At 70.5% G+C, this 25872-nt stretch carries 25 protein-coding genes; 14 read left to right on the top strand and 11 right to left on the bottom strand.

Annotated elements, in window-relative coordinates; all coding sequences use genetic code 11:
* Nucleotides 1-32: 32 nt before the first annotated feature.
* Both ACQHII_RS10485 and ACQHII_RS10480 read right to left on the bottom strand, forming a co-directional pair.
* Nucleotides 33-728, bottom strand: coding sequence for an ATP-binding protein (locus ACQHII_RS10485; RefSeq protein ID WP_427925280.1), 696 nt, complete (start codon nucleotides 726-728; stop codon nucleotides 33-35).
* Nucleotides 725-1654 (bottom strand): hypothetical protein, encoded by a 930-nt coding sequence (locus ACQHII_RS10480; RefSeq protein ID WP_427919029.1) that lies wholly within the window; start codon nucleotides 1652-1654, stop codon nucleotides 725-727. The genes ACQHII_RS10485 and ACQHII_RS10480 overlap by 4 nt, the downstream gene beginning before the upstream one ends.
* Nucleotides 1655-2166: 512 nt before the next feature.
* On the opposite strand from ACQHII_RS10480, the gene ACQHII_RS10475 reads away from it, so the two are divergent.
* The 3 genes from ACQHII_RS10475 to ACQHII_RS10465 all read left to right on the top strand — a co-directional run bounded on the left by ACQHII_RS10475 (nucleotide 2167) and on the right by ACQHII_RS10465 (nucleotide 4256).
* Entirely contained in the window at nucleotides 2167-2424 is a 258-nt protein-coding gene (locus tag ACQHII_RS10475; protein ID WP_200715655.1) for a helix-turn-helix domain-containing protein, read from the top strand.
* Between the two features lie 234 nt (nucleotides 2425-2658).
* Nucleotides 2659-2982, top strand: coding sequence for a helix-turn-helix transcriptional regulator (locus tag ACQHII_RS10470; protein ID WP_427919028.1), 324 nt, complete (start codon nucleotides 2659-2661; stop codon nucleotides 2980-2982).
* A 47-nt stretch (nucleotides 2983-3029) separates the two neighbouring features.
* Nucleotides 3030-4256 carry a tyrosine-type recombinase/integrase gene (locus ACQHII_RS10465; protein ID WP_427919027.1) on the top strand — a complete coding sequence of 409 codons (1227 nt, stop codon included), beginning with the start codon at nucleotides 3030-3032 and terminating at the stop codon, nucleotides 4254-4256.
* Nucleotides 4257-4542: 286 nt separating this feature from the next.
* Here the strand turns inward: ACQHII_RS10465 and ACQHII_RS10460 are convergent, their stop codons facing one another.
* The gene (locus ACQHII_RS10460; protein ID WP_427919026.1) at nucleotides 4543-5730 is read right to left on the bottom strand and encodes a magnesium and cobalt transport protein CorA; all 1188 of its coding nucleotides are present in this window, start codon (nucleotides 5728-5730) and stop codon (nucleotides 4543-4545) included.
* Between the two features lie 177 nt (nucleotides 5731-5907).
* Between ACQHII_RS10460 and ACQHII_RS10455 the strand changes: the two genes are divergently transcribed.
* Nucleotides 5908-7017, top strand: a complete 1110-nt coding sequence (locus ACQHII_RS10455) for a winged helix DNA-binding domain-containing protein (protein WP_427925279.1) — start codon at nucleotides 5908-5910, stop codon at nucleotides 7015-7017.
* A gap of 19 nt (nucleotides 7018-7036) precedes the next feature.
* Here ACQHII_RS10455 and ACQHII_RS10450 read toward each other — a convergent pair whose 3' ends face one another.
* A complete protein-coding gene (locus tag ACQHII_RS10450; RefSeq protein WP_427919025.1) occupies nucleotides 7037-7684 on the bottom strand; it encodes a LysE family translocator in 648 nt (215 codons plus the stop codon).
* 65 nt (nucleotides 7685-7749) lie between these two features.
* Here ACQHII_RS10450 and ACQHII_RS10445 point away from each other — a divergent pair, with 65 nt between their 5' ends.
* Together ACQHII_RS10445 and dmpI are read left to right on the top strand one after the other, a co-directional pair.
* On the top strand, nucleotides 7750-8616 hold the full coding sequence (locus ACQHII_RS10445; protein WP_427919024.1) for a LysR family transcriptional regulator: 867 nt from the start codon (nucleotides 7750-7752) through the stop codon (nucleotides 8614-8616).
* A gap of 91 nt (nucleotides 8617-8707) precedes the next feature.
* Nucleotides 8708-8890, top strand: coding sequence for a 4-oxalocrotonate tautomerase DmpI (dmpI, locus tag ACQHII_RS10440; RefSeq protein WP_200717528.1), 183 nt, complete (start codon nucleotides 8708-8710; stop codon nucleotides 8888-8890).
* A gap of 103 nt (nucleotides 8891-8993) precedes the next feature.
* Here the strand turns inward: dmpI and ACQHII_RS10435 are convergent, their stop codons facing one another.
* The 3 genes from ACQHII_RS10435 to ACQHII_RS10425 all read right to left on the bottom strand — a co-directional run bounded on the left by ACQHII_RS10435 (nucleotide 8994) and on the right by ACQHII_RS10425 (nucleotide 13817).
* Nucleotides 8994-9785 carry a S1 family peptidase gene (locus ACQHII_RS10435; protein WP_427919023.1) on the bottom strand — a complete coding sequence of 264 codons (792 nt, stop codon included), beginning with the start codon at nucleotides 9783-9785 and terminating at the stop codon, nucleotides 8994-8996.
* Nucleotides 9786-9991: 206 nt separating this feature from the next.
* Nucleotides 9992-12811 carry an ATP-binding protein gene (locus tag ACQHII_RS10430; RefSeq protein ID WP_427919022.1) on the bottom strand — a complete coding sequence of 940 codons (2820 nt, stop codon included), beginning with the start codon at nucleotides 12809-12811 and terminating at the stop codon, nucleotides 9992-9994.
* 172 nt (nucleotides 12812-12983) lie between these two features.
* Complete coding sequence (locus ACQHII_RS10425) at nucleotides 12984-13817, bottom strand: response regulator transcription factor (protein WP_427919021.1); 834 nt, start codon at nucleotides 13815-13817, stop codon at nucleotides 12984-12986.
* Nucleotides 13818-13942: 125 nt separating this feature from the next.
* Here ACQHII_RS10425 and ACQHII_RS10420 point away from each other — a divergent pair, with 125 nt between their 5' ends.
* Nucleotides 13943-15619: an AMP-binding protein gene (locus ACQHII_RS10420; protein ID WP_427919020.1), complete on the top strand. Its 1677-nt coding sequence runs from the start codon at nucleotides 13943-13945 to the stop codon at nucleotides 15617-15619.
* A 32-nt stretch (nucleotides 15620-15651) separates the two neighbouring features.
* On the top strand, nucleotides 15652-17241 hold the full coding sequence (locus ACQHII_RS10415) for an AMP-binding protein (protein ID WP_427925278.1): 1590 nt from the start codon (nucleotides 15652-15654) through the stop codon (nucleotides 17239-17241).
* Between the two features lie 507 nt (nucleotides 17242-17748).
* On the opposite strand, the gene ACQHII_RS10410 is transcribed toward ACQHII_RS10415, so the two are convergent.
* Nucleotides 17749-18456: a hypothetical protein gene (locus ACQHII_RS10410; protein ID WP_427919019.1), complete on the bottom strand. Its 708-nt coding sequence runs from the start codon at nucleotides 18454-18456 to the stop codon at nucleotides 17749-17751.
* Between the two features lie 181 nt (nucleotides 18457-18637).
* Here ACQHII_RS10410 and gcl point away from each other — a divergent pair, with 181 nt between their 5' ends.
* Nucleotides 18638-20422: a glyoxylate carboligase gene (gene gcl, locus ACQHII_RS10405; RefSeq protein ID WP_427919018.1), complete on the top strand. Its 1785-nt coding sequence runs from the start codon at nucleotides 18638-18640 to the stop codon at nucleotides 20420-20422.
* A 78-nt stretch (nucleotides 20423-20500) separates the two neighbouring features.
* Here the strand turns inward: gcl and ACQHII_RS10400 are convergent, their stop codons facing one another.
* Nucleotides 20501-20740 (bottom strand): hypothetical protein, encoded by a 240-nt coding sequence (locus ACQHII_RS10400; RefSeq protein WP_427919017.1) that lies wholly within the window; start codon nucleotides 20738-20740, stop codon nucleotides 20501-20503.
* A gap of 128 nt (nucleotides 20741-20868) precedes the next feature.
* Between ACQHII_RS10400 and ACQHII_RS10395 the strand changes: the two genes are divergently transcribed.
* A complete protein-coding gene (locus ACQHII_RS10395; RefSeq protein WP_427919016.1) occupies nucleotides 20869-21831 on the top strand; it encodes a phosphotransferase family protein in 963 nt (320 codons plus the stop codon).
* 452 nt (nucleotides 21832-22283) lie between these two features.
* Here ACQHII_RS10395 and ACQHII_RS10390 read toward each other — a convergent pair whose 3' ends face one another.
* Together ACQHII_RS10390 and ACQHII_RS10385 are read right to left on the bottom strand one after the other, a co-directional pair.
* Nucleotides 22284-23174 (bottom strand): 2-hydroxy-3-oxopropionate reductase, encoded by an 891-nt coding sequence (locus ACQHII_RS10390; protein WP_427919015.1) that lies wholly within the window; start codon nucleotides 23172-23174, stop codon nucleotides 22284-22286.
* Nucleotides 23175-23196: 22 nt separating this feature from the next.
* A complete protein-coding gene (locus ACQHII_RS10385; protein WP_427919014.1) occupies nucleotides 23197-24036 on the bottom strand; it encodes a TIM barrel protein in 840 nt (279 codons plus the stop codon).
* Nucleotides 24037-24195: 159 nt separating this feature from the next.
* On the opposite strand from ACQHII_RS10385, the gene ACQHII_RS10380 reads away from it, so the two are divergent.
* The 4 genes from ACQHII_RS10380 to uraH all read left to right on the top strand — a co-directional run bounded on the left by ACQHII_RS10380 (nucleotide 24196) and on the right by uraH (nucleotide 25872).
* Nucleotides 24196-24447 (top strand): hypothetical protein, encoded by a 252-nt coding sequence (locus ACQHII_RS10380; RefSeq protein ID WP_427919013.1) that lies wholly within the window; start codon nucleotides 24196-24198, stop codon nucleotides 24445-24447.
* Nucleotides 24444-24812 carry a helix-turn-helix domain-containing protein gene (locus ACQHII_RS10375; RefSeq protein ID WP_093629992.1) on the top strand — a complete coding sequence of 123 codons (369 nt, stop codon included), beginning with the start codon at nucleotides 24444-24446 and terminating at the stop codon, nucleotides 24810-24812. Before ACQHII_RS10380 ends, ACQHII_RS10375 begins: the two co-directional genes overlap by 4 nt.
* A gap of 140 nt (nucleotides 24813-24952) precedes the next feature.
* Complete coding sequence (gene uraD / locus ACQHII_RS10370; protein WP_427919012.1) at nucleotides 24953-25468, top strand: 2-oxo-4-hydroxy-4-carboxy-5-ureidoimidazoline decarboxylase; 516 nt, start codon at nucleotides 24953-24955, stop codon at nucleotides 25466-25468.
* Complete coding sequence (uraH, locus tag ACQHII_RS10365; RefSeq protein WP_427919011.1) at nucleotides 25465-25872, top strand: hydroxyisourate hydrolase; 408 nt, start codon at nucleotides 25465-25467, stop codon at nucleotides 25870-25872. The genes uraD and uraH overlap by 4 nt, the downstream gene beginning before the upstream one ends.

Here is a 25872-nt window from a genome sequence, read left to right as displayed (position 1 = left end):
GTGAGGGCGAGGGGGGAGAAGCGCGGCTGCCGTCAGGCGGCAGGCGCGATACGGCGTCGGTCGGGCCCGGTGAGGATGACGCGTTCGGTCATCTCGGCGAGGCGGGAGGCGACGCGGTCGCCGAGCGCGGTGCGGAGCTCGGCGGTGGGGAGGTTGGTGGTGATGAGGGTGGGGAGCATGTGCTCGTACCGGTGGTTGATGAGCCGGTAGGTCAACTCCTCGGTCCACTCGCTGGTTTTGGCCGCGCCGAGGTCGTCCAGGAGCAGCAGCGGGCAGCGGGCCAGCGTCTGCAGCTCGCGTTCGCCGTCGTGGCCGGCGCGGGGGCGGAGCCGCGCGTGCAGGTCGGCGCTGGTGGTGGCCTCCCAGCGCAGGCGCACCCCTCGCGAGAGGAGGGCGCGGACGGCGCCGTATCCCTGGTGGGTCTTGCCGGTGCCGGTGGGGCCGGCGATCAGCAGCGACGGTCCCTCGGCGATACCGGGTCCGCTGGGGCCGGGGCGTCCGGCGCGGGCGATCCGGTCGGCCCAGGCGGTGATCTGCGGGTGGTCGGCCAGAGCGCGGCGGTAACGGGCGGGGATGCGGGCGTCCGCGAGCTCCAGGGCGGTGACCGGCTCGGCCGGTGGCTCCTGGGCCGTGACTGCGGGGTCGATGCCGCGTGTGGCCAGGATGCCGTTGAGCCGATCGACGATCGGGCCGACCTGGTGGGACTCGCGGGTGAGGGTGGCGTTCAGAGGTCACCTCCGTAGGCGGCGTCGATGTCGGTGGGGTTCGTCCATGCCCTGCGGGTGGCGGGCACGGGCGCGGCGTTCATGACCTCGTGGACGAGACTCGGCAGGAGTCTCGGAGACAGGCCCTTGGCCCGATGGCGTTCCAGGGCGGCGCGGAGGTGGGCAGGAGCGATGTCCTCGTCGAGCAGCTTGCGAACCTGTTCGCCGAGCTGGCTCAGGAAGACTCTCGGCGGGCGATGGTTGCACCCGGCCACGTACTCGCCGAGGAGATCCTTGGCCGAGACGGTGTCGGGCGCAGGGGCGCTTGCGGCCCCCGAAGGGGTACTTCCTAGATCCAAGGTCCTAGATCCTAGATCCGGACGGTGAGGCGTCACCGCCGATGCAGGGAGGGCTCCTGAATCCTTTACGGAGGGCTCCGTGAAATCATCCTGACCTGCGGTTTCGCTATCGGGACCCGAGCGCGGTGCAGGCTCGCGCGCTTCGCGGGAGGTCTCACGGAGGGTTCCGTGAGGCGAGGGTGCGGACTCCGTGACGCTTGCCTCCGCCACCGGTGCGGCGGGGATCGGGCGGGTGCCGGACGGGCCGTTATGGCGAGGGCAGCCGGGCAGACGGCTCAGGCTCGGCCGGTTGATCTTCTGATGCTGATGCCAAGTGACGACGTGCAGGTACCGCTTGTCGTCCGGCCCCTTGTAGCGGCAGATCAGCCCGGCGTCGGCGAGCTGCGCGAGGTCCGTCTCGACGGCGGACGGGGTGTGCTCGGGGCGCAGGACCCACAGCTGCCCGGCGATGATCGCGGCATGGTCGCGGTGGCGGCCCTGGTCGTCGGCCTGGGTGAGCAGACCGAAGAAGGTGCGCTCGGCCGTCAGCGAGACGGCGGCCAGGGACTCGGAGACGAAGGCTTCGGGCTTGATGGTGCGGATTCGTGCCAAGAGGGGCGGGTCCTCACTCGGTTGCAGGTGGGCAGGAGCCCACGGCTCACCGTCGATCGGCGGTACGGGCGTACGGGGCGGGGGAGTTGGCCTGTCGGCGGCACGGGGCACGCTGATGGCCGCTCGCGCTTTCCGGGGGTGTCGTCAACATAGCCACACCCAGGTCGCACAAGTCCAGCCCCATCCCGCGCAATCTCTTACGGCAGAAAGGCAGCCGTAAAAGCAGGCGGTAGGGGGCGGTGGCAAAACCGTAAGGCACGATCGGCCGTTGACCAAATAGTTGTGCCGGTTTCCGAGCCAGAAGCATCACATCGGGAAGCCGTTGACGTGTCGGCGACGGGCAAGCTACAACACAACACCCCATGTCGCAGCAGTCGCTGAGCGGCGATCGGTGCGACGGCTCTCGGGTCGCGTCAGCACGAGGAACCGCTCCGCATGCGGACGGCGCGGGGGGAACATAGACCACGATCGCCGGTTAACCAAACCGGCGAATGGACGCTACAACTGGAGCCATGCCCGCACGCTCATTGGAAATCGGTCCCGCAGGAATGCGGACGGCCCGCGCCATCGAAATCATCCGCACCGAACGCGGCTTGTCGCAGCGTCAACTCGCCCGCCGCGTCACTGCACTTGGCCACCCGATGTCCAACACCATGTTGTCTCGCATCGAACGCGTTCAGCGTCGGTGCGACATCGACGACCTTGTGGCTCTCGCTGAGGCACTGCACGTCCCACCTCCAGTGCTCCTCGGAGACCCCACGCTCGTCTGACCTGCCTCCGGAGCTGGATTCACAGTCCGGGGACCGCCGGCGAGTGCTCGCCCCGGGCCGTACAGCTCGTCCTCGCTGGCGCATGTAGCACGAGATCCCCGGTTACCGAAACCGGGGATCCTCCACACCATTGATGGTGTTCGCCGACTGCGCTCGGCGCAGAGCACCCCTTTCCAATGTCGCGCCGCCTGGCAGACCACACCCACCCCCACGTCACGCCCACGGAGGCCAACTATGCCCACACGTCCGCCCTCTGCTCCGAACCCGAGCGCCATTCCAGTGCCGGACGCCACCCCTGCAACGCGCCAGGCATTCCTGAGCGTGAAAGACGCCGCCGAATACCTCGGCCTGTCCCCGCACACCCTCTATGTCTGGCGGCATCGCCGAAACGGCCCACCCAGTTTCCGGATGGGACCGCGTGGTCGCGTCATGTACCGGATGGAAGCGCTCGACGCCTGGATCCGCGAACAGGAGCAGGCCGACTCGCGTTCCAATACGACCCTGAGCCCATTGGACGCGGCACCGCAGAGGCGCTCGGACTACGCCACGGGCGCCTGAGCCCCGGCCGACTCCCACCGAACGCAACCTGCCATTGAGGGAAGTATTTGGCCGGCTACATAGAAGACCGTTGGATCAAGAAGAAGAAAGACCCCGACACCGGCAAGCGGGAACGCACTGCCCGCTACGGCAAAGGCTCCCGGTACCGAGTCGCCGGTATCCCCGGTGTCCGGGACAAGTCGTTCGACGTGCTCGAAGACGCCAAGGCGTGGCTGCGCAGGGCCGGCACCGACAGCGAACGCGGCGAGTTCGTCGATCCCCGCGACGGCTCCATTACGCTGGACGACTACGTAACACGCTTCTGGCAGACGGGAGTTCGTGGAGCGCCCGGCACGGTCAAACGCATCGATGAACGCGTCCGCCTCCACGTCCAGCCGCAGTTGGGCACCGTCGCCCTGCGGGACATCAGCCCGGCAGTACTCCGCGGATACATCGCCACTCTGGAAAGCGAACTCTCACCGCGATACGCCCGGCAGATCCTCGGCACGCTCTCGAACATCTTCGAGACCGCCATCGACGACAAGCGTCTGGTGCGCAATCCGATGCGGGCCAAGTCCGTGCGGTGGCCGAAGGCGCCGGAGGACCAGAGGGAAGCCTGGCCGCTGGAGACCGCGCGGCGCGTACGGGAGGCGATCAACGCTCGGTACCGCATCGCCGTTGTGCTCGCGCTGGGCTGTGGGCTGCGGCAGGGCGAGGTCTTCGGCTTGTCGCCAGAAGACGTCGACTTCGCCCGCGGAGTTCTCCGCATCCGTCGGCAGGTTCAACTCCTCGGCGGGCGGCTGTACTTCACCTTGCCGAAGGGCGGTAAGACTCGCGTCGTCGACATGCCTCCGTCGGTCGCGGCGGCCCTGGCCCAGTACTTCATGGAGTATCCGGCGGTTGAGGTGGAGTTGCCGTGGGGCGGCCCGGAGCCCGAACGGGAGACGAAGAAGTTCCCGCTCGTCATCACCACGACGTACGGCAACGCCCTTCGCGCGAACATCTTCAACGTCGAGGTGTGGAAGCCGGCCCTGGCAGCCGCCGGCGTCATCCCCATGCGGAAGAAGGACGAGCGGTGGAAGGCGTCTCGCAAGGACGGCTTCCACGTGCTCCGGCACACGTACGCCTCGGTCATCCTCGAAGCGGGCGAGTCCGTCGTCACCCTGGCCCGCTGGCTCGGCCATTCGAGCCCGACGATCACCCTGGACTACTACGCCCACTTCATGCCGGAGGCCGGCGGGAAGGGGCGCGGCGCCATCGACGCCCTGCTTGGCCAGCCTGTACTGGCCGCGTAGACATCCGCTCCCCACAACTCACGAAACGGGTGGGCACAGCGATCTGCTGTGCCCACCCGTTTCGGCGTTTCGCGAGGCAAGTTCGCTACTCTCCGTGCCGATCCGCGCTTCCAGCCTGCGCTTCGGCGCCGAGGATTTCGCCTGTCAACGCTCGCGATCGCAGGAGACCGCCCGCGCCGGGGCGCTGCTCATTCTCCCCAGATTCTCCCCAGCGGCTTCGAAGGCGCCTCCGGAGCCCGCGATCCAGGTCGAGACCACTCCCGGGAGCGCCTCCCGAGGCGATTACTCAGAGCCAGTCTTTCCGCTTGAAGATGACGTACAAACTGGTGCAGACAACCGCCATCAAGACGATGGCGAACGGATACCCGAGCACCCAGTGCAACTCCGGCATCCGATCGAAGTTCATCCCGTAGATCGTGCCGACCAGCGTCGGAGCGAACAAGATGGCCGCCCAAGAAGAGATCTTCTTGATCTCCTCGTTCTGCTCGAACCCCGCCTCCGCCAACGCCCGCATCTCCGCGTTCTGTTGCTGTGTGACGAGGGTCGCGTTCACCGTGAGGATGTCGGTGAGGGCTTGGCGGAAGCCGTCCACTCGTTCGCTGGTGTGGGTGACGTGGTCGGCGACGTCGCGGAGGTAGCGCTGGAGTTCCTCGTCCGTGCCGTACTTGGCGAAGCCTGCCATCAGGCTGTGGAGCATGCCGACGAGGGGACGCGTGGCGCGCTGGAACTCGACCATTTCGCGGGAGAGTTCGTAGATGCGGCGGGAGACCGCCGGGTCGCCGCGGAAGACCTCCGTCTCGATCTCGTCGATGTCGGTCTGGACACCGGCGACCACCGGCGCGTAGCCGTCGACGACCGCGTCGAGGATCGCGTACAGCACCGCCTCGGGGCCGAGTTTGAGCAACTCCGGTGTTTCCTCCATGCGTTGGCGGACCGCCGACAGGTCGGGGGCCGCGCCGTGCCGGACCGTGATCACGAAGTCCGGGCCGACGAAGACGTGCAGCTCGCCGAAGTCGACCTCCTCCGGTGTGTCCAAGTAGCGGGCGGCGCTGAGGACTACGAAGAGCGTGTCGCCGTAACGCTCCAGCTTCGGGCGCTGGTGGGCCTCCATCGCGTCCTCGACTGCCAGCGGGTGGAGGTCGAACTCGGCGGCCAGGGAGAGGAGTTCGGCCTCGGTGGGGCGGGCGAGGCCGATCCAGGCCATGCCGGACGGCTGTTCCCGCAGCTCGCGGAAGGTGTCGGCGAGAGTGTCCGGTGCCGAGACCCGCACCCCGTCCCGGTACAGCGCGGCCTGGACGACACTGCCCGCCTCGGAGGGCTCGGAGGGGGGCGCGGCGGTGGCGGAGGGCGGCGGCTCGGGCGTGGGGGTCGGGGGTGGTGCGGGTGCGCGGCGCCAGCCGGACAGCCTGCCGTTCCTCCCGTTCCTCCCGTTCCTGCCGTTCTTCGAGGTGGGGCGGGCGCGTCGCTGGGGCATCGCGGTGCCTCTCGATCGGGCCTGGGTCTGCGTGATCACGGAGCAGGAGCACGAGCAGGATATACGGGGCAAACGGACGCGGCGTCGGAACAGGGTCCGGAAAAGGGTGAGAGTTGCGGACCGAACGTGTCCGCAATCGTCGCTAGCGTGCGGAGTGTGACCAAGGCGAAGACCGCGATGGCGAAGAACCCGACCGCTCCCGTACTCGACCTCCGCGCGCTCAACCGCGCCACCCTCGACCGGCAGCTCCTCCTGCGCCGCTCCCCGCTCTCCGCCGCGGCGGCCGTCGAGCATCTCCTCGGCCTCCAGGCCCAGAACGTCAAGCCGCCGTACTACGCGCTCGCCGCCCGTCTCGACGGCTTCACGCCCGAGGATCTGTCCGGGCCGATGGCCGAACGCGAGGTCGTCCGGATCGTCACCATGCGGTCCACCATCCACACCCACACGGCCGCCGACGCCCTCACCCTGCGCCCGCTGGTGCAGGCCGCCCGCGACCGTGAGCTCGGCACCTTCCGCAAGGGGCTCCTCGGGGTGGATCTCGACCGGCTCGCCCTGCTCGCCCGTGAACTCGTCGAGGCCGAGCCCCGCACCATGAAGCAGTTGCGCGAGGCGCTGCTCGGCGAGTGGCCCGACGCCGATCCGCAGGCCCTCGCGATCGCCGCCCGGTGCCGGCTGCCGCTCGTCCAGGTCACCCCGCGGGGGCTGTGGGGGAGGAGCGGTCAGGTCGCGCTCACCACCGTCGAGCACTGGCTCGGGCGGCCCGCCGAACCCGTGCCCGCCCCGGACGCGACCGTGCTGCGCTATCTCGCCGCCTTCGGCCCCGCCTCCGTCAAGGACATGCAGACCTGGGCCGGCCTGACCCGGCTGCGCGAGGCCTTCGAACGGCTGCGCCCGCGACTCGTCACCTTCTACGACCCGGACGGCGTCGAACTCTTCGACCTCCCGGACGCGCCCCGCCCCGCCGCCGACACCCCATCCCCGCCGCGCTTCCTGCCCGAGTTCGACAACCTGCTCCTCTCCCACGCCGACCGCACCCGGGTCGTACCGGCCGAGTACTGGGGCCGTACCTGGCAGGGCAACGTCGCCCACCGCACGTTCCTCGTCGACGGCTTCCTCGCCGGGGTCTGGAAGATCGACGACAGTCACGGTCACCTCGTCGTCGAACCCTTCGGCCGACTGACAAAGGCCCAGCGCGACGCGGTCACCGCCGAAGGGGCGCGGATGCTCGACACCATGCACCCGGGGACGTCGTACGACATCCGGTTCGGGACGGTCGTAGGGCAGTAGAAGTCAGTGCAGTAGAGGTTCAGTCCGCCCGGCCCGTCACCGCGACCGTCACGCCCAGGCCGATCATCGTGAAGCCGCCCGCGCCGCCGATCAGGGACAGGCGGCGGTCGGAGCCGGCGAACCAGGTGCGGGCCGCCGAGGCGGTCAGGCCCCACAGGGTGTCCGTGACCAGGCCGATGGAGATGGGGATCAGGCCGAGCAGGAGCATCTGGAGCGGGACATTGCCCGCCGAGTGGTTCACGAACTGGGGGAGTACGGCGGCGAAGAACACCACGCCCTTTGGGTTGGTGACGCCGACCAGGGCGCCGTCCAACACCGTGCGCAGGTCGCCGCGCGGTTCCGATGTCCGGTCCGTCCGCATCGCCGAGGCCTTGAGGTCCTTGCGGTGGCGGAAGGCCTGGATTCCGAGGTACACGAGGTAGGCCGCGCCCGCGAGTTTCACCGTCAGGTAGACCGTGACCGAGCGTTCGACGAGCGAGCCGATGCCGAAGGCGACCGCCGCCACCAGCAGGTACGAGCCGAAGACGTTGCCGATCGCCGTCGCCACCGCCGTACGGCGGCCGTGGGCGAGCGCCCGGCCGATGACGAACAGGACGCTCGGCCCCGGGATCACGATCACCAGCAGCGACATCGCCGCGAAGGCGAGGAAACGGTCCGTGGACACCATGCCTATCACCCCTATCGAGGGGCTCATTGAAACAGGCGTCTGTGAGTCCCCTCTAGAGTCGGACCATGGAACTGCGGCAGCTCACCTACTTCGTCGCGGTCGCCGAGGAGCTGCACTTCGGGCGGGCCGCCGAGCGGCTGCACATCGTGCAGTCGGCGGTCAGTCAGCAAGTCCGGCGGCTGGAGCGGGAGTTGGGCGCCGAGTTGTTCGACCGGTCGCCCCGGCGGGTGCGGCTGACGGGGGCGGGGGAGCGGCTGCTGCCCGAGGCGCGGGCGGTGCTGGCCGCCGCCGAGCGGGCCCGGGCCGCCGTCGCGCCGCCGGCGGGGCTGCGGATCGGGACCAGTACCGGGCTCGGCGCGCATCTGGACCGGGTCCTCGGCGCGTTCGCAGAGCGGGCGCCGGACGTGCCCGTCGAGCTGTTCTCGCTGCCGGTCGGCGAGCGGCTGGCCCGGGTCGCGGGCGGGCAGCTGGACGCCGCGTTCGTCCGGGCGGTCGAGCCGGTGCCGGGCGTACGGGTGCTGCCCCTGTGGCCCGATCCCCTTGTCGCGGCCGTCCCGGGCTCGCATCCGCTGGCCGCTCGTCCCGAGATCCGGGTCGACGAACTGGCCGCACTGCCGCTCGCGCTCACCGAGCGCCGGAACAACCCGGCGCTCGTCGATCTCGTGGTCGGTGCCTGTCACCGGGCCGGCTTCGAGCCGCTGCCCGGACCGGTGAGCGGGTCCCTCCAGGACACCCTCGCCAGCATCGGCACCCGCCCGCTGTGGACGGTCGTCTACGCCTCCCACGCGCGCGTCCTGCACCACCCGCGCGTGGCCTTCGTACCGTTCGCGGCGCCGGGGCTGACCCTCTCGACGGGGCTCGCGGTGCCTGCCACGCGTACGCCCCCGCATCTCGACACCCTGCTGCTGGCCTGCGGCGATCACGAGAACTGATCGCCGCGTTCGCGAGCTGCTTCTTGGTCGGGGACGGCCGGCGCGGTGAACTGGACTCACCGAACAGGAGCCCGACTCAAGGGAGTTCAACATGCCGATCGTGACCATCCAGCAGGGACCGCGCGACGTCGAGCTGAAGCGGGACCTCGTCAAGCGGGTCACCGACGCCTTCGTGGACGCGTACAAGATCCCCGCCGAGACCGTGCAGGTGTGGATCCACGAGGTGCCCGCCGACAGCTGGGGAGCGGCGGGGCAGCTCATCGCCGACAAGTAGGGGGCAGAGGCCGGCACATGGATAGGGTGCGTTGCGGGCTGCTCGTGGAAGCCCGCAACGCACCCTGGTTTTTCCCTGAGGAGTACTCAGGAGACCTTCCGGGTTACGAGTTGACCTGTGTGGTCACCAGGCTGGAGAACGTGGTCAGCCGGGTGTAGACACCCGGGTAACCCGCCTCGGCACAGCCCTCGCCCCAAGAAGTGATCCCTGCCAGGACGCCCCCGATGAGCAGGGGACCGCCGCTGTCGCCCTGGCAGGTGTCTACGCCGCCGGATGTGTATCCGGCGCAAACCATGTCGGACGCGATGAAGTCCGAACCGTAGGAGCTCTTGCAGCTGGAGTCGGACACGATCGGGACGGTCGCGGTCCGCAGCTGGTTGGAGGAGCTGCCGTTCTCCGAGGTGGTGCCCCAGCCGAGGATGCGGGCGGTGGTGCCGGCCGCGTACACGCTGGTCTGCGAGGAGGAGACGTACGACGCCGTCGTGTACGGCATCGAGGTCGAGAGGGTCAGTACGGCCACGTCGTCGCCGTTGGTGGCGTCCGTGTAGCTGGGGTTGATCCAGATCTTGCTGACCTTGCTGACGGTGCCGTTCGTACCGTTGAGGTACGTGCGGCCGCCGACCACGCGCACGCTGCTGGTGGTCTCGCCGACCATGCAGTGGGCCGCGGTGATCACCTTGGTGGCGGAGACGAGCGTGCCGCCGCAGAACTGGTTCTGCGAGGCGTCCGTGATCTGCATGACGAACGGGTACGACGTCGTCGTGGTCGTGGAACCGCCGACGATGGGCTGGGGGGCTGCCACAGCGGTGGGGGCGCTGAGCAGTGCGGTCGCTGCGGCAGCGGCGGCTGCTGCGACGACTGCGGTGGTTCTCTTGGCGCGGTTGAGCCCGAACATGAGTCTCCTCATTAGGGTTGCCGGTGGGGGGTCGCGCGGGTGTTCGTGGGGGGTGCTACGGGGGTCGCGGGACCGACCCCCGTATGCCCGGGCGAGCGGCACACCCATAAGCTAGAACAGGCACACCCTGCTCCCAATGAGGGAACCCCCTAGGGGAGTTGGGCAGGGAAAACCCTCGGTCGCCGCACAGTTAACCCGTAGGGTCCTCAGTTCGGACGGCGCCCCGCCGCCAGTCGGACGATATCCACCCGGGAGCGGATCCCCAGCTTCCGGTAGACCCTGGTCAGGGTCGCCTCGACCGTCTTGACGCTGATGAACAGCCGGGCGGCGATCTCCCGGTTGGTGGCGCCCTCCATGACCAGCGCGGCGACCTGACGCTCCATCGAGGCCAGCCCGTCGAGCCCGTCCAGCGCGGGCGGCGCGGGGACGACCGCGGGCGCCGGTTCCACCGGGCGGGTGACGGCGGCCTCGTCCACCTGCCGCAGCCAGGGCAGCGCACGGCAGCGGCGGAAGAGGCGGGTCGCCTCGTCGTACGACGTGGGGCCGGGCTGTCCGGTGCGCAGCGACGCCAGCGCGAAGGCGGCGCGGGCCTCCTCCAGGCCGTAGCCGAGTTTGGCGAGCCGGTCCTGAACGGACGTCAGTTGCGCCACGGCGGCGTCGTGTTCGCCGCGCGCCGCGCGCACCAGGGCCTCGGCGCGGTCGAGTACGGCGAGGACGCTCTCGCGGCCGAGGCGCAGCGCGCGTTCGCGGGTCACGTCGATGACGTCCTGGGCCTCGGCGGTCTCGCCGATCCGCACGAGGGCCTCGGCGAGGTCGCCGTGCCAGCGTCCGCGTGCCGGGTCGGTCACCTTGAGGGCCTGCTCCAGTTCGCGGACCCGGCGCAGCGAGCGGACGGTGCCGTGGGCATCCCCGGCGACCAACTGGGCGTATCCCAGGGCACCGAGGGCCCGGGACAGATACATCTGGTCGCCGTCCTCCTCGGCGTGCTCGACCGCCTCCCGGGCCAGGGCGAGCGCCTCCTCGACGTCACCGCCGGAGGCCTCGGCGAGCGCGGTGAGCATCGCGGAGGCCGTCTGCCCGATGCCCGAGTCGCGGGCCAGCCTGAGGCCCTCGCGGGCCAGGTCGAGGGCGCGGCCGCAGTGCCCGGAGCGCAGTTCGGTCTCGGCGAAGCCGCGCAGGAAGTGCACCTCGCTCTCCACCGAGCCGCGCCGCCGCACCTCGCGCAGCAGCGCGGTGATGGTGGCGCGGGCCTCCGGCAGCTGATCGCTCATCACCAGCCAGCGGAACCGGGCCGAACCGGCGCCGTTGTGATGGCACGCCACCCTCGGGTCCTGCGGCTCCTTCAGCGCGCGCTTGATGGTGAGGGGCGCGTCCGGATGGCCCATCAGGGTCTCGGTCTGGGCCTGGAAGGAGAGCGCCAGGAGTTCGGTGCGCCGGTCTCCGGCCAGTGCCGCCAGGTCGGCCGAGCGCGCGGCCTCCGCCCGGGCCTCCGCGAAGTCGCCCTCGACGAGCAGCCCGCGCCAGGCGAGTTGGTAGCGCACCAGGGCCAGCAGCCGGGGGTCGTCGCCCGCGTCGGCCAGGGCCTGCGGGAAGACGGCGTCGACGTCCGCCATGGAGTGTCCCGCCGTGTCGATCACCATGATCCAGGCCCGCACCCGCTCGGCGGGCACCGAGGTCCGGCTCAGCACCTCGCGCGCGATGTCCCGGGCGAGATCCAGCTCGCCCGCGGTGATCGCGTCCTCGGCGCCCTGCAACCGCCGTTCGTCGGGACTCGGCACGCCGTCGCCCGGGGTGTGCCGGGCGGCCAGCAGGCCGAGGGAGGCGGCGACCGAGGGCGCCCCGCGATCACGGGCCAGGGTGGCGGCCTCGGCGAGCCGGGCGGCGACCTCCGGGTCGGTGCCGGTGGTCGCGAGGGCCAGGTGCCGGGCGCGCTCGATGGGGTCGGAGGCCGCGGTCGACAGCGCCGCGTGCGCGGCCCGCCGCTCCTGCGCTGGGGCCTCCGCGTACAGCGCGGCGGAGATCAGCGGATGCGCGAACCGTACGGCGGGACCCTCGGGTTCCGTTGCCAGCAGGCCGAGTTCGGCGGCCTGGGCGGTCTCGGCCTCGGCGTTCTCGCGGCCGGCGGTCTGGAGCAGGGCCACGGTCGGACGGGCGCCGGCGCTCGCGACCAGCAGGGTGCGGCGGGCCTCGGCGGGCAGCATGTCGAGCCGGCTCAGCACCAACGCGCGTAGTGACGTCGGCACGGGCAGCGGCTCGCCGGGTCTGGGCGGGGTCGGGTTCTCGGCCAGGGCGCGGCCCAGCTCCAGCGCGAACAGCGGGTTTCCGCCGCTGGTGCGGTGGATCTCGCGGACCGTGGAGCGGGGCAGCCCGGTGTAGCCGCGGTCGTCGAGCAGCGCGGAGACCTGCGCCCGGGAGAGCGGGCTGAGGCGGAACGCGAGGGTGTCCGGTGGCGAGGCGTTCAGATAGCGGTCGTACTCCTGGCCCTCGGTGCGCACCGCGAAGATCATCTGGACCTGGGTGTCGCCGAGGCGGCGCGCGGCGAAGCCGAGGAGTTCCGCGCTGGCCGGGTCCAGCCACTGGAGGTCGTCCGCCACGACGAGGACCGGACCGTCGGCGGCGAGTGCGCGCAGCGCGGACAGGACGGCGAGGCGCAGGGCGAGTCCGTCGCGCTGGAGGGAGGACTCGCCGCGTCCGGTGAGCGCGGATTCCAGTGCCGTGCGCTGGGCGGCGGGCAGCCGCTCGGACACCTCGTCGAGGACCAGACCGAGGAGGTCGGCGAGGGCCAGGAAGGGGAGGTGCGATTCGGACTCCGTGGCCGAGCAGCGCAAGACGGTCCGCGCCGCGTCGCCGTATTCCGCGCTCAGCGCCCGCAGGACGGTCGACTTTCCTATTCCGGCGGGGCCGTGGAGCAGCACACTGCCACCGCCGGCGAGCTGGTCACGGGCGGCGTTGAACATCTCCTCCCGGCCGATGACCAGGTCGGGGCGGGTTCTGGCCGGCTCCTTGAAGTCCCGTCGCACGGTCACCGCTCCCCTCGTGTCGTGTCCGGGCCAATATTAGGCAATCAGTCCTTGAAATTCGGATGGATGACGTCGTGAGGGAAATAACAACCGTGTGACAGGAGGAAATTCAAAGCTCCGATGAATGAATAGACGGCCCTCACCGGAGCCGGTCCCCGGGCCCGCACCCGGGCCCGTCTCACGGCAGCACCCCCGCTCGACGGGCCGCCACCACGGCCTCCCCGCGCGTGTGCGCGCCCAGCTTCCGCATCGCCGAGCGCAGATACCCCTTCACCGTCTCCGGCCGCAGTCCGAGCCGTTCCGCCGCCACCGCGTTCGTCGCCCCGGCCGCCACACATGCCAGTACGTCCAGTTCCCGGGGCGCCAGTTCCACGCCCCCGGTGGCCGCGTCGGCGGTCAACAGGCCGCAGGCGTCCAGGAGTTCGGCCCGCAGCGCCGGGTCCGGGATCCGCGGGGCCAGCGCCCGCAGCGCCGCGTGCGCCTCCCGCACCTGCTCCCACACCGCGCTCGCCGCCGGGTCGGGGGCCGGTGCCGGACGCGCCGCGCTCAGCAGCTCGCCCACCTCCTCCCGGACCACCAGCGCCTGTTCCACGTCCCGGGCCGCCTCCATCGCCGCGCTCAGCATCCGGTCGCCCAGCGGCTGGGCGGTGCGCAGCGCGCCGTAGAGGACACCGCGCACCCGGCGCCGTACGACGACCGGGACCGCGAGGATCGCGCGCAGGCCCTCGGCGGCCACCGGGGCGTCGTACTCGTGGCTGATCTGGCGGGAGGCGGAGTAGTCCAGGACGGCGCACGGGCGGGCGAGGGCGACGGCCTTGCCGCCGAGGCCGTTGCCCGAGTTCACCGCGAGGGCGCGCAGCGACGGGGTCAGCGTGCCGCTCAGTTCGCTGATGCGCATCTGCTGCCGGCCGCTCTCCACCAGGCCGCCGAAGGCGACCGGCAGCCCCGTGCCGCGCCGGAGCCGTACCAGTGCCGCCTGAATCTCCACCGTCCCCGCCGCGTCCGTCGCCACCCGCTCGCCCCTTCATTGCGGCCGTTGTGCTGCACACACCCCCGTACGGGGGTAGTGAGACCCACATCACGGATTACACGATGTCAGAGAGCCGCCCGGCAATGGTCCGGTTACTAGGAGGACAGATGACGACGGCAAGCGAGTCGTTCCGCGGTGCCCGGGATTTCCTGTTGGCACATCGCGAGGACTATGCCACGGCCTACGAGGGTTTCTCCTGGCCCCGGCCCGAACACTTCAACTGGGCGCTCGACTGGTTCGACGTCGTGGCCTTCGGCAACCCCGCCACCGCGCTGCACATCGTCGAGGAGGACGGCCGCGAGACGAAGCTGTCCTACGGAGAGCTGTCCGTCCGCTCCGACCAGGCCGCCCACTGGCTGCGCACCCGCGGCGTCCGCGCCGAGGACCGGATCCTGGTCATGCTCGGCAACCAGGCCGAGCTGTGGATCACCGCCCTGGCCGCGATGAAGCTGCGCGCCGTCGTCATCCCCGCCACCCCGCTGCTGGGCCCCGCCGACCTGCGCGACCGCGTCGAACGCGGCCGGGTCCGGCAGGTGATCGTGCGCTCCGAGGACACCGGCAAGTTCGACGAGGTGCCGGGCGAATACACCCGCATCGCGGTCGGCCCGGAGCGGCCCGGCTGGCTGGACTTCGAGGAGGTCTACGACACCTCCGCCTCCCTCTTCGTACGGGACTCCGACCCGACCCTGGCCGACGACCCGCTGATGCTCTACTTCACCTCGGGCACCACCGCCCGCCCCAAGCTGGTCGAGCACACCCACACCTCGTACCCCATCGGCCATCTCGCCACCATGTACTGGATCGGCCTCCGGCCGGGCGATGTGCACCTCAACATCTCCTCGCCCGGCTGGGCCAAGCACGCCTGGTCGAACCTGTTCGCGCCGTGGAACGCCGAGGCGACCGTCTTCATCCACAACTACACGCGCTTCGACCCGGCCCGGCTCATGGCCGAGATGGACCGCGCGGGCGTCACGACCTTCTGCGCCCCGCCGACCGTGTGGCGGATGCTCATCCAGGCCGACCTGACCCAGCTGCGCACCCCGCCCCGTGAGGCGCTGGCCGCCGGGGAGCCGTTGAACCCCGAGGTGATCGAGCAGGTCCGGCGGGCGTGGGGCGTCACCATCCGGGACGGCTTCGGGCAGACCGAGACCGCCGTCCAGGTCTCCAACAGCCCCGGCCAGCCGCTGAAGACGGGTTCGATGGGCCGGCCGAGCCCCGGCTACCGCGTCGAACTCCTCGACCCGGTCTCGGGTGCGCCGGGCGCGGCCGAGGGCGAGATCGCGCTCGACCTGTCCAACCGCCCCGTGGGCCTGATGACCGGCTACCACGGAGACCCGGACCGTACGGCGGAGGCGATGGCCGGCGGCTACTACCGCACCGGCGACATCGGTTCGCGCGACGAGGACGGTTACATCACCTACGTCGGCCGGTCCGACGACGTCTTCAAGGCCTCCGACTACAAGATCTCCCCGTTCGAGCTGGAGAGCGCGCTGCTGGAGCACGAGGCGGTGGCCGAGGCCGCCGTGGTGCCCGCGCCGGACGAGCTGCGGCTCGCCGTGCCGAAGGCGTACGTCGTGCTCGCGGCGGGCTGGGAGCCGGGGCCCGACACGGCGAAGGTGCTGTTCGAGCACTCGCGGGACGTCCTCGCCCCGTACAAGCGCATCCGGCGGCTGGAGTTCGGCGAGCTGCCCAAGACCGTCTCCGGCAAGATCCGCCGGATCGAACTGCGCGAGGCGACGGCCGCGGGGTCGGCCGCCGAGTACCGCGAGGAGGACTTCCGATGAACTCGCCTACGATCTCGCCGACGACCTCGCCGATGAACTCGTACAGCCATGGAACCAGCGGGACTTCACTCCTCGGCGACACGATCGGGGCGAACCTCGACCGGGCGGTCGCCGCGTGGCCCGACCGCGAGGCGCTGGTCGACGTGCCGTCCGGGCGGCGCTGGACGTACGCCCAATTCGCCTCCGACATCGACCGGTTGGCGCACGCGCTGCTCGCGGGCGGGGTGGCGAAGGGCGACCGGGTCGGGATCTGGGCGATCAACTGCCCCGAGTGGGTGCTCGTCCAGTACGCCACCGCCCGCATCGGCGCGGTCATGGTGAACATCAACCCGGCCTACCGCACCCACGAGGTCGAGTACGTCCTCCAGCAGGCGGGCGTCTCGGTCCTGTTCTCCTCGGTCGCCCACAAGAGCAGCGACTACCGGGCGATGGTCGACCAAGTGCGGGGCAAGTGCCCGGAGTTGCGTGAGGTCGTGTACATCGGGGACCCGAGCTGGGACGCGCTGCTCGGCCGCGCCACGGGTGCCGAGCCGTACCCGGAGCTGTCCTGCGACGACCCCATCAACATCCAGTACACCTCGGGCACGACCGGCTTCCCGAAGGGCGCCACGCTCTCCCACCACAACATCCTCAACAACGGCTATTTCGTGGGCGAGTTGATCACCTACACCGAGCAGGACCGGGTCTGCATCCCGGTGCCCTTCTACCACTGCTTCGGTATGGTCATGGGCAACCTGGCGGCGACCTCGCACGGCGCGTGCATGGTGATCCCGGCCTCGTCGTTCGACCCGGCGGCGACTCTGAAGGCCGTCCAGCAGGAGCGCTGCACGTCCCTGTACGGCGTACCGACCATGTTCATCGCGGAGTTGAACCTCCCCGACTTCGCGAGCTACGACCTCTCCTCGCTCCGCACCGGCATCATGGCGGGCTCGCCGTGCCCGGTCGAGGTGATGAAACGGGTGGTCGCCGAGATGCGCATGGCGGAGGTGTCCATCTGCTACGGCATGACGGAGACGTCCCCGGTCTCGCTCCAGACGCGGCGCGACGACGACCTGGAGCACCGCACCGGAACAGTCGGCCGGGTGCTGCCCCATCTGGAGGTCAAGGTCGTCGACCCGGCGACCGGCGTCACCCAACCCCGGGGCACCGCGGGCGAGTTGTGCACCCGCGGCTACAGCGTGATGCTCGGCTACTGGAACGAGCCCGGGAAGACCGCCGAGTCGATCGACGCGGGCCGCTGGATGCACACGGGTGACTTGGCCATGATGCGCGAGGACGGCTACGTCGAGATCGTCGGCCGCATCAAGGACATGATCATCCGGGGCGGCGAGAACATCTACCCGCGCGAGATCGAGGAGTTCCTCTACACCCACCCGAAGATCGCGGACGTCCAGGTGGTCGGCGTCCCGCACGAGCGCTACGGCGAGGAGGTGCTGGCCTGCGTGATCACCCGGGACCCGGCCGCCCCTCTGACCCTGGAGGAACTCCGCGCTTTCTGCGACAACAGGCTGGCCCACTACAAGATCCCCACCCTGCTCCAGATCATGGACGCCTTCCCGATGACGGTGTCGGGGAAAGTGCGGAAGATCGAGCTGCGGGAGCGGGCGGTGCGGGAGCGGTGACCCCGCCCCGCGATGCCCTGGCCGGGTGAACCGGCAGCCCGCCGCGTCGAGTTGGTCGGCCGGGTCGCTCAGTGGCTGAGGTGCCCGAGACCGTTCCGCGACGGAGTCGGCGGTGCGTGGCGGGTTCTCGTGGTGCTGCTTCGGAGCGTGGCCGTGGGTGCCGACCTCGGAGCGTTCCGGAGTCGGTCCGCGGGACCGGCCTTGGGGCCGCCGCGAGTCGGCCGTGGTCGTGGTGGCCGCCGAACTGGCCCCCGCGGCGGTGACTTGGCGGTCCGCGGGACCGGCCGTCGGCTGCGGTGAGTCGGTGGGTCGGGTCGCTCACCGTTCGGGGTGCCTGCGGGCGGTCCGTGGGGGATTCGGCGGTGCGTGGCGGGTATCTCGTGACGCTGCCGCGGGGCCGAGTGGCCGTGGGTGCCGACCTCGAACCGTTCTGGAGTCGGTCCGTCGGACCGGCCCTCGGTTGCCGTGAGTCGCCACGAAGCGGCCGTAGCCGTCGCGGCCCTCGAACTAACCTCCCGCCGCGTCGAGTTGATCGGCCAGCTCGTTGACCGGCTGAGGCGTGCCCGTGAGGTCGAGGACGAAAAGGGGGACGCCGAGGGAGTCGGCGCGGACGCGGGCGTCGTCGGCGTAGCCGGCGAGGGAGAAGTAGACGCAGCCGGTGGACTCCGTCATGGCCGTGAGCCACAGGCATTCCACGTCCCGGAGCGAGGCCGGGCGCACGGTGGGGTCCACCTGGGCCAGGATGCCGCGGGCGGCCAGGCCGATGCCGGACGGGGGCCGCTGGTCGGCGCGGCGGATGTCCCGGTAGCCGAGCCAGCGCAAGTAGAGCGCGGCGGCCGTCACCGCGTCGCGCGCGGTGCGGATCGTGACCGGCTGGAAGGCGGGCCGGTCACGGGCGCCGGAATCGACCCTGGGCACGCTCGCGGCCGGCTGCGCCGGCGGTTCCTCCCCGGCGACGGGAATCCGCAGCAGCGTCCCGCACGGGCAGCCCAGCTCCGGATACGGCCACTCGTCCAGGCGGCCGCAGGCCTCGCAGCGCACCGCGATCCAGTCCTCGTCCCAGACCCGGTGGCTCACGACCGTCGCCGCGCGGCGCGGATCGAGCGGCGGGGCCACGGGGGCACCGCAGACACAGGGATAGGACGGCGCGGCATAGACGTGCTCACGTCGGCAGGCCGGACAGCGCACCGGCACGCTCTCGGACATGAGCCCCATGGTCCTCCTGAAAACCCCTGCTTGTCCGTGTCTTGACGGCCTTCGTGCCTCCACTTACATTTCTTCCAGATAGTAGAATCTAGTTTCCACAATGTGGAAGTCCATGCGGAATTCGATACGGAACTACTCACCGCGGGGCGCGACGGTGACGCGAGTCCGACAGCCGAAGCAGGAGTACTCCATGGCTCGTATGACCGCTGCCCGCGCGGCAGTCGAGATCCTCAAGCGCGAGGGCGTCAGCGACGCGTTCGGCGTCCCCGGCGCGGCGATCAACCCCTTCTACGCCGCCCTCAAGGCCGCCGGCGGTATCCACCACACCCTCGCCCGCCATGTCGAGGGTGCCTCGCACATGGCCGAGGGCTACACCCGTACCCGCCCCGGCAACATCGGCGTCTGCATCGGTACCTCGGGCCCGGCCGGCACCGACATGATCACCGGCCTCTACTCCGCGACCGGCGACTCCATCCCGATCCTCTGCATTACCGGCCAGGCCCCGACCTCCGTGATCCACAAGGAGGACTTCCAGGCCGTCGACATCGCCTCCATCGCCGGACCGGTGACGAAGATGGCGGTCACCGTCCTGGAGGCGGCCCAGGTCCCGGGCGTCTTCCAGCAGGCCTTCCACCTGATGCGCTCCGGCCGCCCCGGCCCGGTCCTCGTCGACCTGCCGATCGACGTCCAGCTCACCGAGATCGAGTTCGACCCGGAGACGTACGAGCCGCTGCCGGTCTACAAGCCGGCTGCGACCCGCCCCCAGATCGAGAAGGCGATCGGCCTCCTCAACGCCTCCGAGCGCCCGCTGATCGTCGCCGGCGGCGGTGTCATCAACGCCGACGCGGCCGAACTCCTCGTCGAGTTCGCCGAGTTGACGGGCGTCCCGGTCGTCCCCACGCTGATGGGCTGGGGCGCCCTGCCCGACGACCACGAGCTGAACGCCGGCATGGTCGGCCTCCAGACCTCGCACCGCTACGGCAACGCGACCTTCCTGGAGTCCGACTTCGTCCTCGGCATCGGCAACCGCTGGGCCAACCGTCACACCGGCAAGCTCGACGTCTACACCGCCGGACGCACCTTCGTCCACGTCGACATCGAGCCCACCCAGATCGGCCGGATCTTCGCCCCCGACTACGGCATCGCCTCCGACGCGAAGGCGGCGCTGGAGCTCTTCGTGGAAGTGGCAAGGGAGTTGAAGGCCGCGGGCAACCTCCCCGACCGCTCCGCCTGGGCGGCCTCGGCACAGGAGAAGAAGTCGACTCTCCAGCGCCGTACGCACTTCGACGACATCCCGATCAAACCGCAGCGCGTCTACGAGGAGATGAACAAGGCCTTCGGCCCGGAGACCCGGTACGTCTCCACCATCGGCCTCTCGCAGATCGCCGGCGCCCAGATGCTGCACGTCTACCGCCCCCGCCACTGGATCAACTGCGGCCAGGCGGGCCCCCTCGGCTGGACGATCCCGGCCGCGCTCGGCGTCGCCAAGGCCGACCCCGAGGCGTCCGTCGTCGCCCTCTCCGGCGACTACGACTTCCAGTTCATGATCGAGGAACTGGCGGTCGGCGCCCAGCACCGCATCCCGTACGTCCATGTCCTGGTGAACAACGCCTACTTGGGCCTCATCCGCCAGGCGCAGCTCGGCCTGGACATCAACTTCCAGGTCAACCTGGAGTTTGAGAACATCAACTCTCCCGAGCTCGGCGTCTACGGCGTCGACCACGTCAAGGTCGTCGAGGGCCTGGGCTGCAAGGCGATCCGGGTCACCGACCCCGCCGACCTCGGCACCGCCTTCGAACAGGCCAAGAAGCTCGCCGCGGAGTTCCGCGTGCCGGTCGTCGTCGAGGCGATCCTGGAGCGCGTCACCAACATCTCGATGAGCCGGACGAACGACATCGGTGAGGTGGTCGAGTTCGAGGAGATCGCGACCGAGCCGGAGCATGCCCCGACGTCGATCAGGACGCTGAAGGTCTGAGACCGCGGGAGGAACAGAGGGGGCCGTCCTTGAGACGGCCCCCTTGTCTTCTGTGGGGCTGTGTTGTCGATCGCGGGCCTACCGATCGTGGTGCTCCGACAGCCCCGGCCAGTCCTCCGGTCCACCGCCCTGCCACTCGATCAGGTCGCTCTCCTCGACCTCGATCCGGTCCAGGTCGGCCAGCCGCAGGATCTCGACGACGTCGTCCAGGTGGGAGGCGATCCCGAGGGTCTCGTCGCCGGTGGTGACCCGACGGGAGCCGTCCAGGGCTGGGGGATGGACCACGATGTGCGGAAACTCCGCCGATGGATGTGTCATACGCCAAGGCTCCTGCGAAACGGGCGCAGGCGCACGCCGGTGGCGGGGCGGCACGTGTGCGTGACCGCCGCGCGCGCCGCCGGCAAAATCCTTTGCGTGAGCCGCCGCCCGGATGGTGGGCTGGCACGGTGATCGACCACGACGATGCGGGCGCCGTCCGACCGCTGACGCTGGACTGGGTGGGCCGGTATCTGAAGGCCGGCGAACGGATCGTCAGAACCGAGGCCCTGCACGGCGGCATCACCGCCGAGATGCGGCGGCTGACCGTCGCAACGCGGGCCGGAGGCATCCGCCACCTGGTGCTGCGGAGCTTCGTCGACCCCTACTTCGTGGAGCACGCCGAGGCCATGCTGAACCGGGAGGCCGGTGCCCTCAGCCAGCTCGTGGGGACAGGTGTGCCGGTTCCCGGACTGGTCGCGGTCGATCCGACCGCCGCGCACGGCGAGTACCCGTCGCTCCTCATGACCCATCTGGCGGGCCGGACATGCCTCGACGACGAGGGACTGGAGGCGCGCGTCCCCCTGCTGGCCCGTCAGCTCGTCGCGATCCACGCGCTACGGCCCGCCGAGCGGCCCGGGGCGTACGAGGCGTGGGCGACCGCCGACTCCGTCGTCCTTCCGGACGGCGCCGACACGGCGGCATGGGCCGCGGCGATCGACGTGATCCGTGAGCCCGCGCCGCCCTACGAGGGGCGATTCCTGCACCGGGACTTCCAGCCCGGCAACGTGCTGTTCGACGTACCGTCCTCGTCCATGGCGGGTCCGCGGATCACCGGGGTCGTCGACTGGGTGCAGACCTGCTGGGGCCCGGCGGACCTCGATGTGGCGCACTGCTCCACCAATCTCGCGCTGCTGCACGGCCCGGCGTGGGGTCTGCGGTTCGCCGAGGCGTACGAGGAGGCCGGCGGGGTGCTGGCCGCTTCGGCGGGCGAGCGGCTGTACTGGCGGCTGCTGGACGCGCTGGCGTTCGGGGGTGGCGTGGCGGTCGTGGTCCGGCCGTGGCAGCAGGCGGGAAGGGTGGAGCTGACGACGCGGGCGGTGGAGGAGCGGCTCGACGCCTATGTCACCGCTCTGCTGGACGCGCTGGGCTGAGCCGGGGCGGGCCGGGCCGAGGTGTCGACGTACCAGGAGTTCCTGGACGACGCCGAACGCTCCCTCGCCGGGGAGAGCACGGCGTAGGGAGCGCTGCGGGCTGGCCGTCCGACGGCGCGAGGCTGGGCGCGACAGGACATTCGCGCCGCCGGACGGGGTCATGGGGGGGGAGGGGCTTCGGGCCGGGATGTGGGCTGGGACCGCGGCGGTCGCGACGGAACCGGAGGCTCCTTCCCTCAGGTCGGGAAGGAGGCCCCGGGACCTTCACCACCGCACTGGCTCGCACTCCGCCGCGGTCCTGGCCCCGCCCGCGCCGTGCCGGCGACCACCCCTCATCCGGGTCGTCAAGCACACGCGGGCCGTCTGTTGGTTCTCGGTATGACGTGATTCCGGGCGGCGCCACCGCCTGGGCGCGACAGGACAGATGTCGGCGGCGGCGCCGTCCGGAAGTCTCAGAGTCGCGCGCCGGAGAGGCGCTCGACGGCGCGCAGCAGCGCCGAGTGGTCGAGGCCGCCGTCGCCCTGCGCGCGAAGGGAGGCGACGAGTTGGGCCACCACCGCGCCGACCGGGAGGGCCGCACCGACGTTGCGGGCCGCGTCCGTGACGATGCCCATGTCCTTGTGGTGCAGGTCGATCCGGAAGCCCGGCTTGAAGTCGCGGTGGAGGAAGTTGTCCTTCTTCCGCGTCAGCACGGTCGAGCCCGCGAGCCCGCCGCCCAGAACGTCGAGGGCGGCGGCCAGGTCCACGCCCGACTTCTCCAGGAAGACCACGGCCTCGGCGCACGCCTGGATGTTCACGGCGACGATCAGCTGGTTGGCGGCCTTCACGGTCTGGCCCGAGCCGTGCGGACCGCACAGCACGATGGTCCTGCCGAGCGCGTCGAAGATCGGCCGCGCCTCGTCGAAGTCGGCCCGGTCGCCGCCGACCATGATGGAGAGCACGGCCTCGATCGCACCGGCCTCGCCGCCGGACACGGGGGCGTCCAGGACGCGAATTCCCTTGTCCGCGGCGGCCTTTGCCAGATCGACGGAGGTCTGCGGGGTGATCGACGACATGTCGATCAGCAGGGCGCCGACGCGCGCGTTCTCCAGGATGCCGTCGGGGCCGTAGGCGATGGCCTCGACCTGGGGGGACGCGGGCACCATCGTGATCACCACGTCGGCGTCCCGCACGGCCTCGGCGATGGAGCCGGCCGCGCTGCCGCCGGCGGTGGCCAGGCGGTCCAACTTGTCCTGTTCCAGAGTGAATCCGGTGACGTCGTAACCGGCCTTGAGCAGGTTCTCGGACATGGGGGAGCCCATGATGCCGAGGCCTATCCAGGCGACCTTGGGGAGTTTGCTCATCGGAAGTGCCTTTCGGTGAAGGTCAGTTGGGCAGCCAGTCGAAGGCCTCGGCGCTCGGCCGGTCGCCGGGCTTGTACTCCAGGCCCACCCAGCCGTCGTAACCGGCCTTCCTCAGCCGGCCGAGGAGGTCTTCGAGGGGGAGGGTGCCGGTGCCGGGGGCGCCGCGGCCCGGGTTGTCCGCGATCTGCACATGGCCGGTCTTCGCCGCGAACTCCTCGATCACCGAAGGGAGTTCCTCGCCGTTCATGGACAGGTGGTAGAGGTCCATGAGGAAGCGCGCGTTGCCGAGGCCCGTCGCGTCGTTCACCTTGTCGACGACTCCCACGGCGGCGGGCGCGCTGACGAGCGGATACAGCGGCGACTCGGGCCTGTTGAGCGCCTCGATCAGCAGGATCGCGCCGATCCGGTCGGCCGCGCGGGCCGCGAGGACCAGGTTCTCCAGCGCGAGCGCGTCCTGCTCGGCCGGGTCGACACCGTCCACGCGGTTGCCGTAGAGCGCGTTGAGCGCGGTGGCGCCGACCGAGCCCGCGAAGTCGGCGGCCACGTCGATGTTCGCGCGGAACCGCTCCGACTCTTCGCCCGGGATCGACAGGGCCCCGCGGTCCGGTCCCGGCAGCTGTCCGGCGTAGAAATTAAGGCCCGTGAGCTGGACGCCCGCGTCCTCCAACGCCCTTTTGAGGGCGTCGAGTTCGGACTGTGCGGGGGTGGGTGTGTCGACCCAGGGCCACCACAGCTCGACCGCGGTGAAGCCCGCCGCGGCCGCTGCCGCGGGGCGCTCCAGGAGCGGGAGTTCGGTGAAGAGGATCGACAGGTTGACGTTGAAGCGCTGGTCTGCGGCTGTGTCCCATTTAGAAGCTGGCATCGGGGTCGCGCTCCCTTCCGTGTCGGGGTGGTGTTCGGGCGGTGCGCTGTTATTCCGTATTGTGGAATATCATTTCTGCTTAATGGAAGATTGCCGTCGCGTGTCGGGGCTTGTCAAGAGGGCTCGGCGGAAAACGGCACCGCGCGTTAGGTTGTGCGCGTGCGATTGCGAGTGGAGTTCACGACAGAGCCCTTCGACCTCGACGAGGCCCCCGCGCATGCGCTGGTCGCGAGGGAGGTCATCGAGGGGGCGGAGCTGGACGCCGTGGACGTCGGACCGTTCGGCAACACGGTCGAGGGGGGTGCCGACGCGGTGCTCGGTGCCGTCGACGCGCTGCTGCGCCGGACGCTGGAGGCCGGTGCCACCCGGGTCTCGCTCCAGCTCAACGTGATCGGCGAGGGCGACCGGTGACCGGCCTCGGTGACGAGCCCTTCATCACGGCCGTGAAGCCGCTGGTCGACGCGATGGGCGGCGAGCTGGTCCCGCCCGACGAGGCCGGCCCCGACGACGTCGTGCTCGCCTGGGAGGGCGCCGACGTGGTCGCCGTACGCCTGCCGCAGCTCGCGGACTCCCTGGACCACATCCTGGCCGCCATGGAGCGCAAGAAGGGCAAACCCCTCGCGGACCTGGACCGCAAGGCCAAGCAGGAGGTCGTACGGATACTGGAGGCGCGCGGCGCCTTCTCGGTACGGCACGGCGTGGAGACCGTCGCGAGCGCCCTCGGGGTCAGCCGGTTCACCGTCTACAACTACCTCAACCGCGAGAAGGAGAGCTGAGTCGCGGGGAGGGGGCTGGAGCGCGGGGAGGGGCTGGGCCGCCCGGTTGTTACCCGGAATTTTCAACAAAGTGTTGACGTGGTGTTGTCGAGGGCGTTAGCTACTGCCAGCCCGATCAGCACAAGGCCACGGAGGCTCCCGTGACGTCGACATCCACGCCGCCGGGCCTCGTCCGGTTCAACGCCCTGGAGGAGCACGCGGCCCTCGCCGCCCTCCTGGAGGTGTGCGCATCCACGGCGTGGGCAGGGCGACTGCTCGCGGGCCGGCCGTACGGCGGACCCGAGGACCTCTACGCCGGGAGCGACGCGGCGACGGCCGACCTGACCGCCGAGGACCTCGGCGAGGCGATGGCCGGCCACCCGCCGATCGGTCGCCCCAAGCCCGGCGACCCGACCTCCGCCCGCGAACAGCGTGGCATGGCGGGCGCCTCCGAGGAACTCAGGACGGAGATGCTCGACCTCAACCTGGCCTACCAGGAGAGGTTCGGCCATGTCTTCCTGATCTGCGCCACCGGCCGTACCGGTGAGCAGATGCGCGACGCGGTCAGGGAACGGATCGGCAACTCGCCGGAGCGGGAACGCGAGATCGTCCGCACTGAGTTGGGGAAGATCAACCGTATCCGGCTGGCCAAGCTCGTAGAGGAAGAAACGGCATGAGCAGCAGCACCACCGCCTCGGTGTCCACGCACGTCCTGGACACCTCCGTCGGTCGCCCCGCCGCGGGCGTCGCCGTCCAACTCGCCGCCCGCAGTGGGGCGTTGGCGGACTGGCAGGCGCTCGGCGGTTCCGCGACCGACGCGGACGGGCGGTGCAAGGACCTCCCGGCGCTGCCGGCGGGCACCACACACGTGCGGCTCGACTTCGCGGTGGAGCCGTACTTCACACAGCAGGACAACAAGCAAGCCGATGCGCAGCAGGACGCCCCCGCGAATCGGGACAGCGGTGCGAACGGAGTGTTCTTCCCGGAGGTGGCGATCACGTTCGCCGTCCGGCCCGGGGAGCACTACCACGTACCGCTGCTGCTCAACCCGTTCGGCTACTCCGTATACCGAGGGAGCTAG

This window comes from Streptomyces sp. cg40 (assembly GCF_050320165.1).
GTDB lineage: Bacteria > Actinomycetota > Actinomycetes > Streptomycetales > Streptomycetaceae > Streptomyces > Streptomyces hokutonensis.
This window is presented reverse-complemented; position numbering and strand designations above follow the sequence as displayed.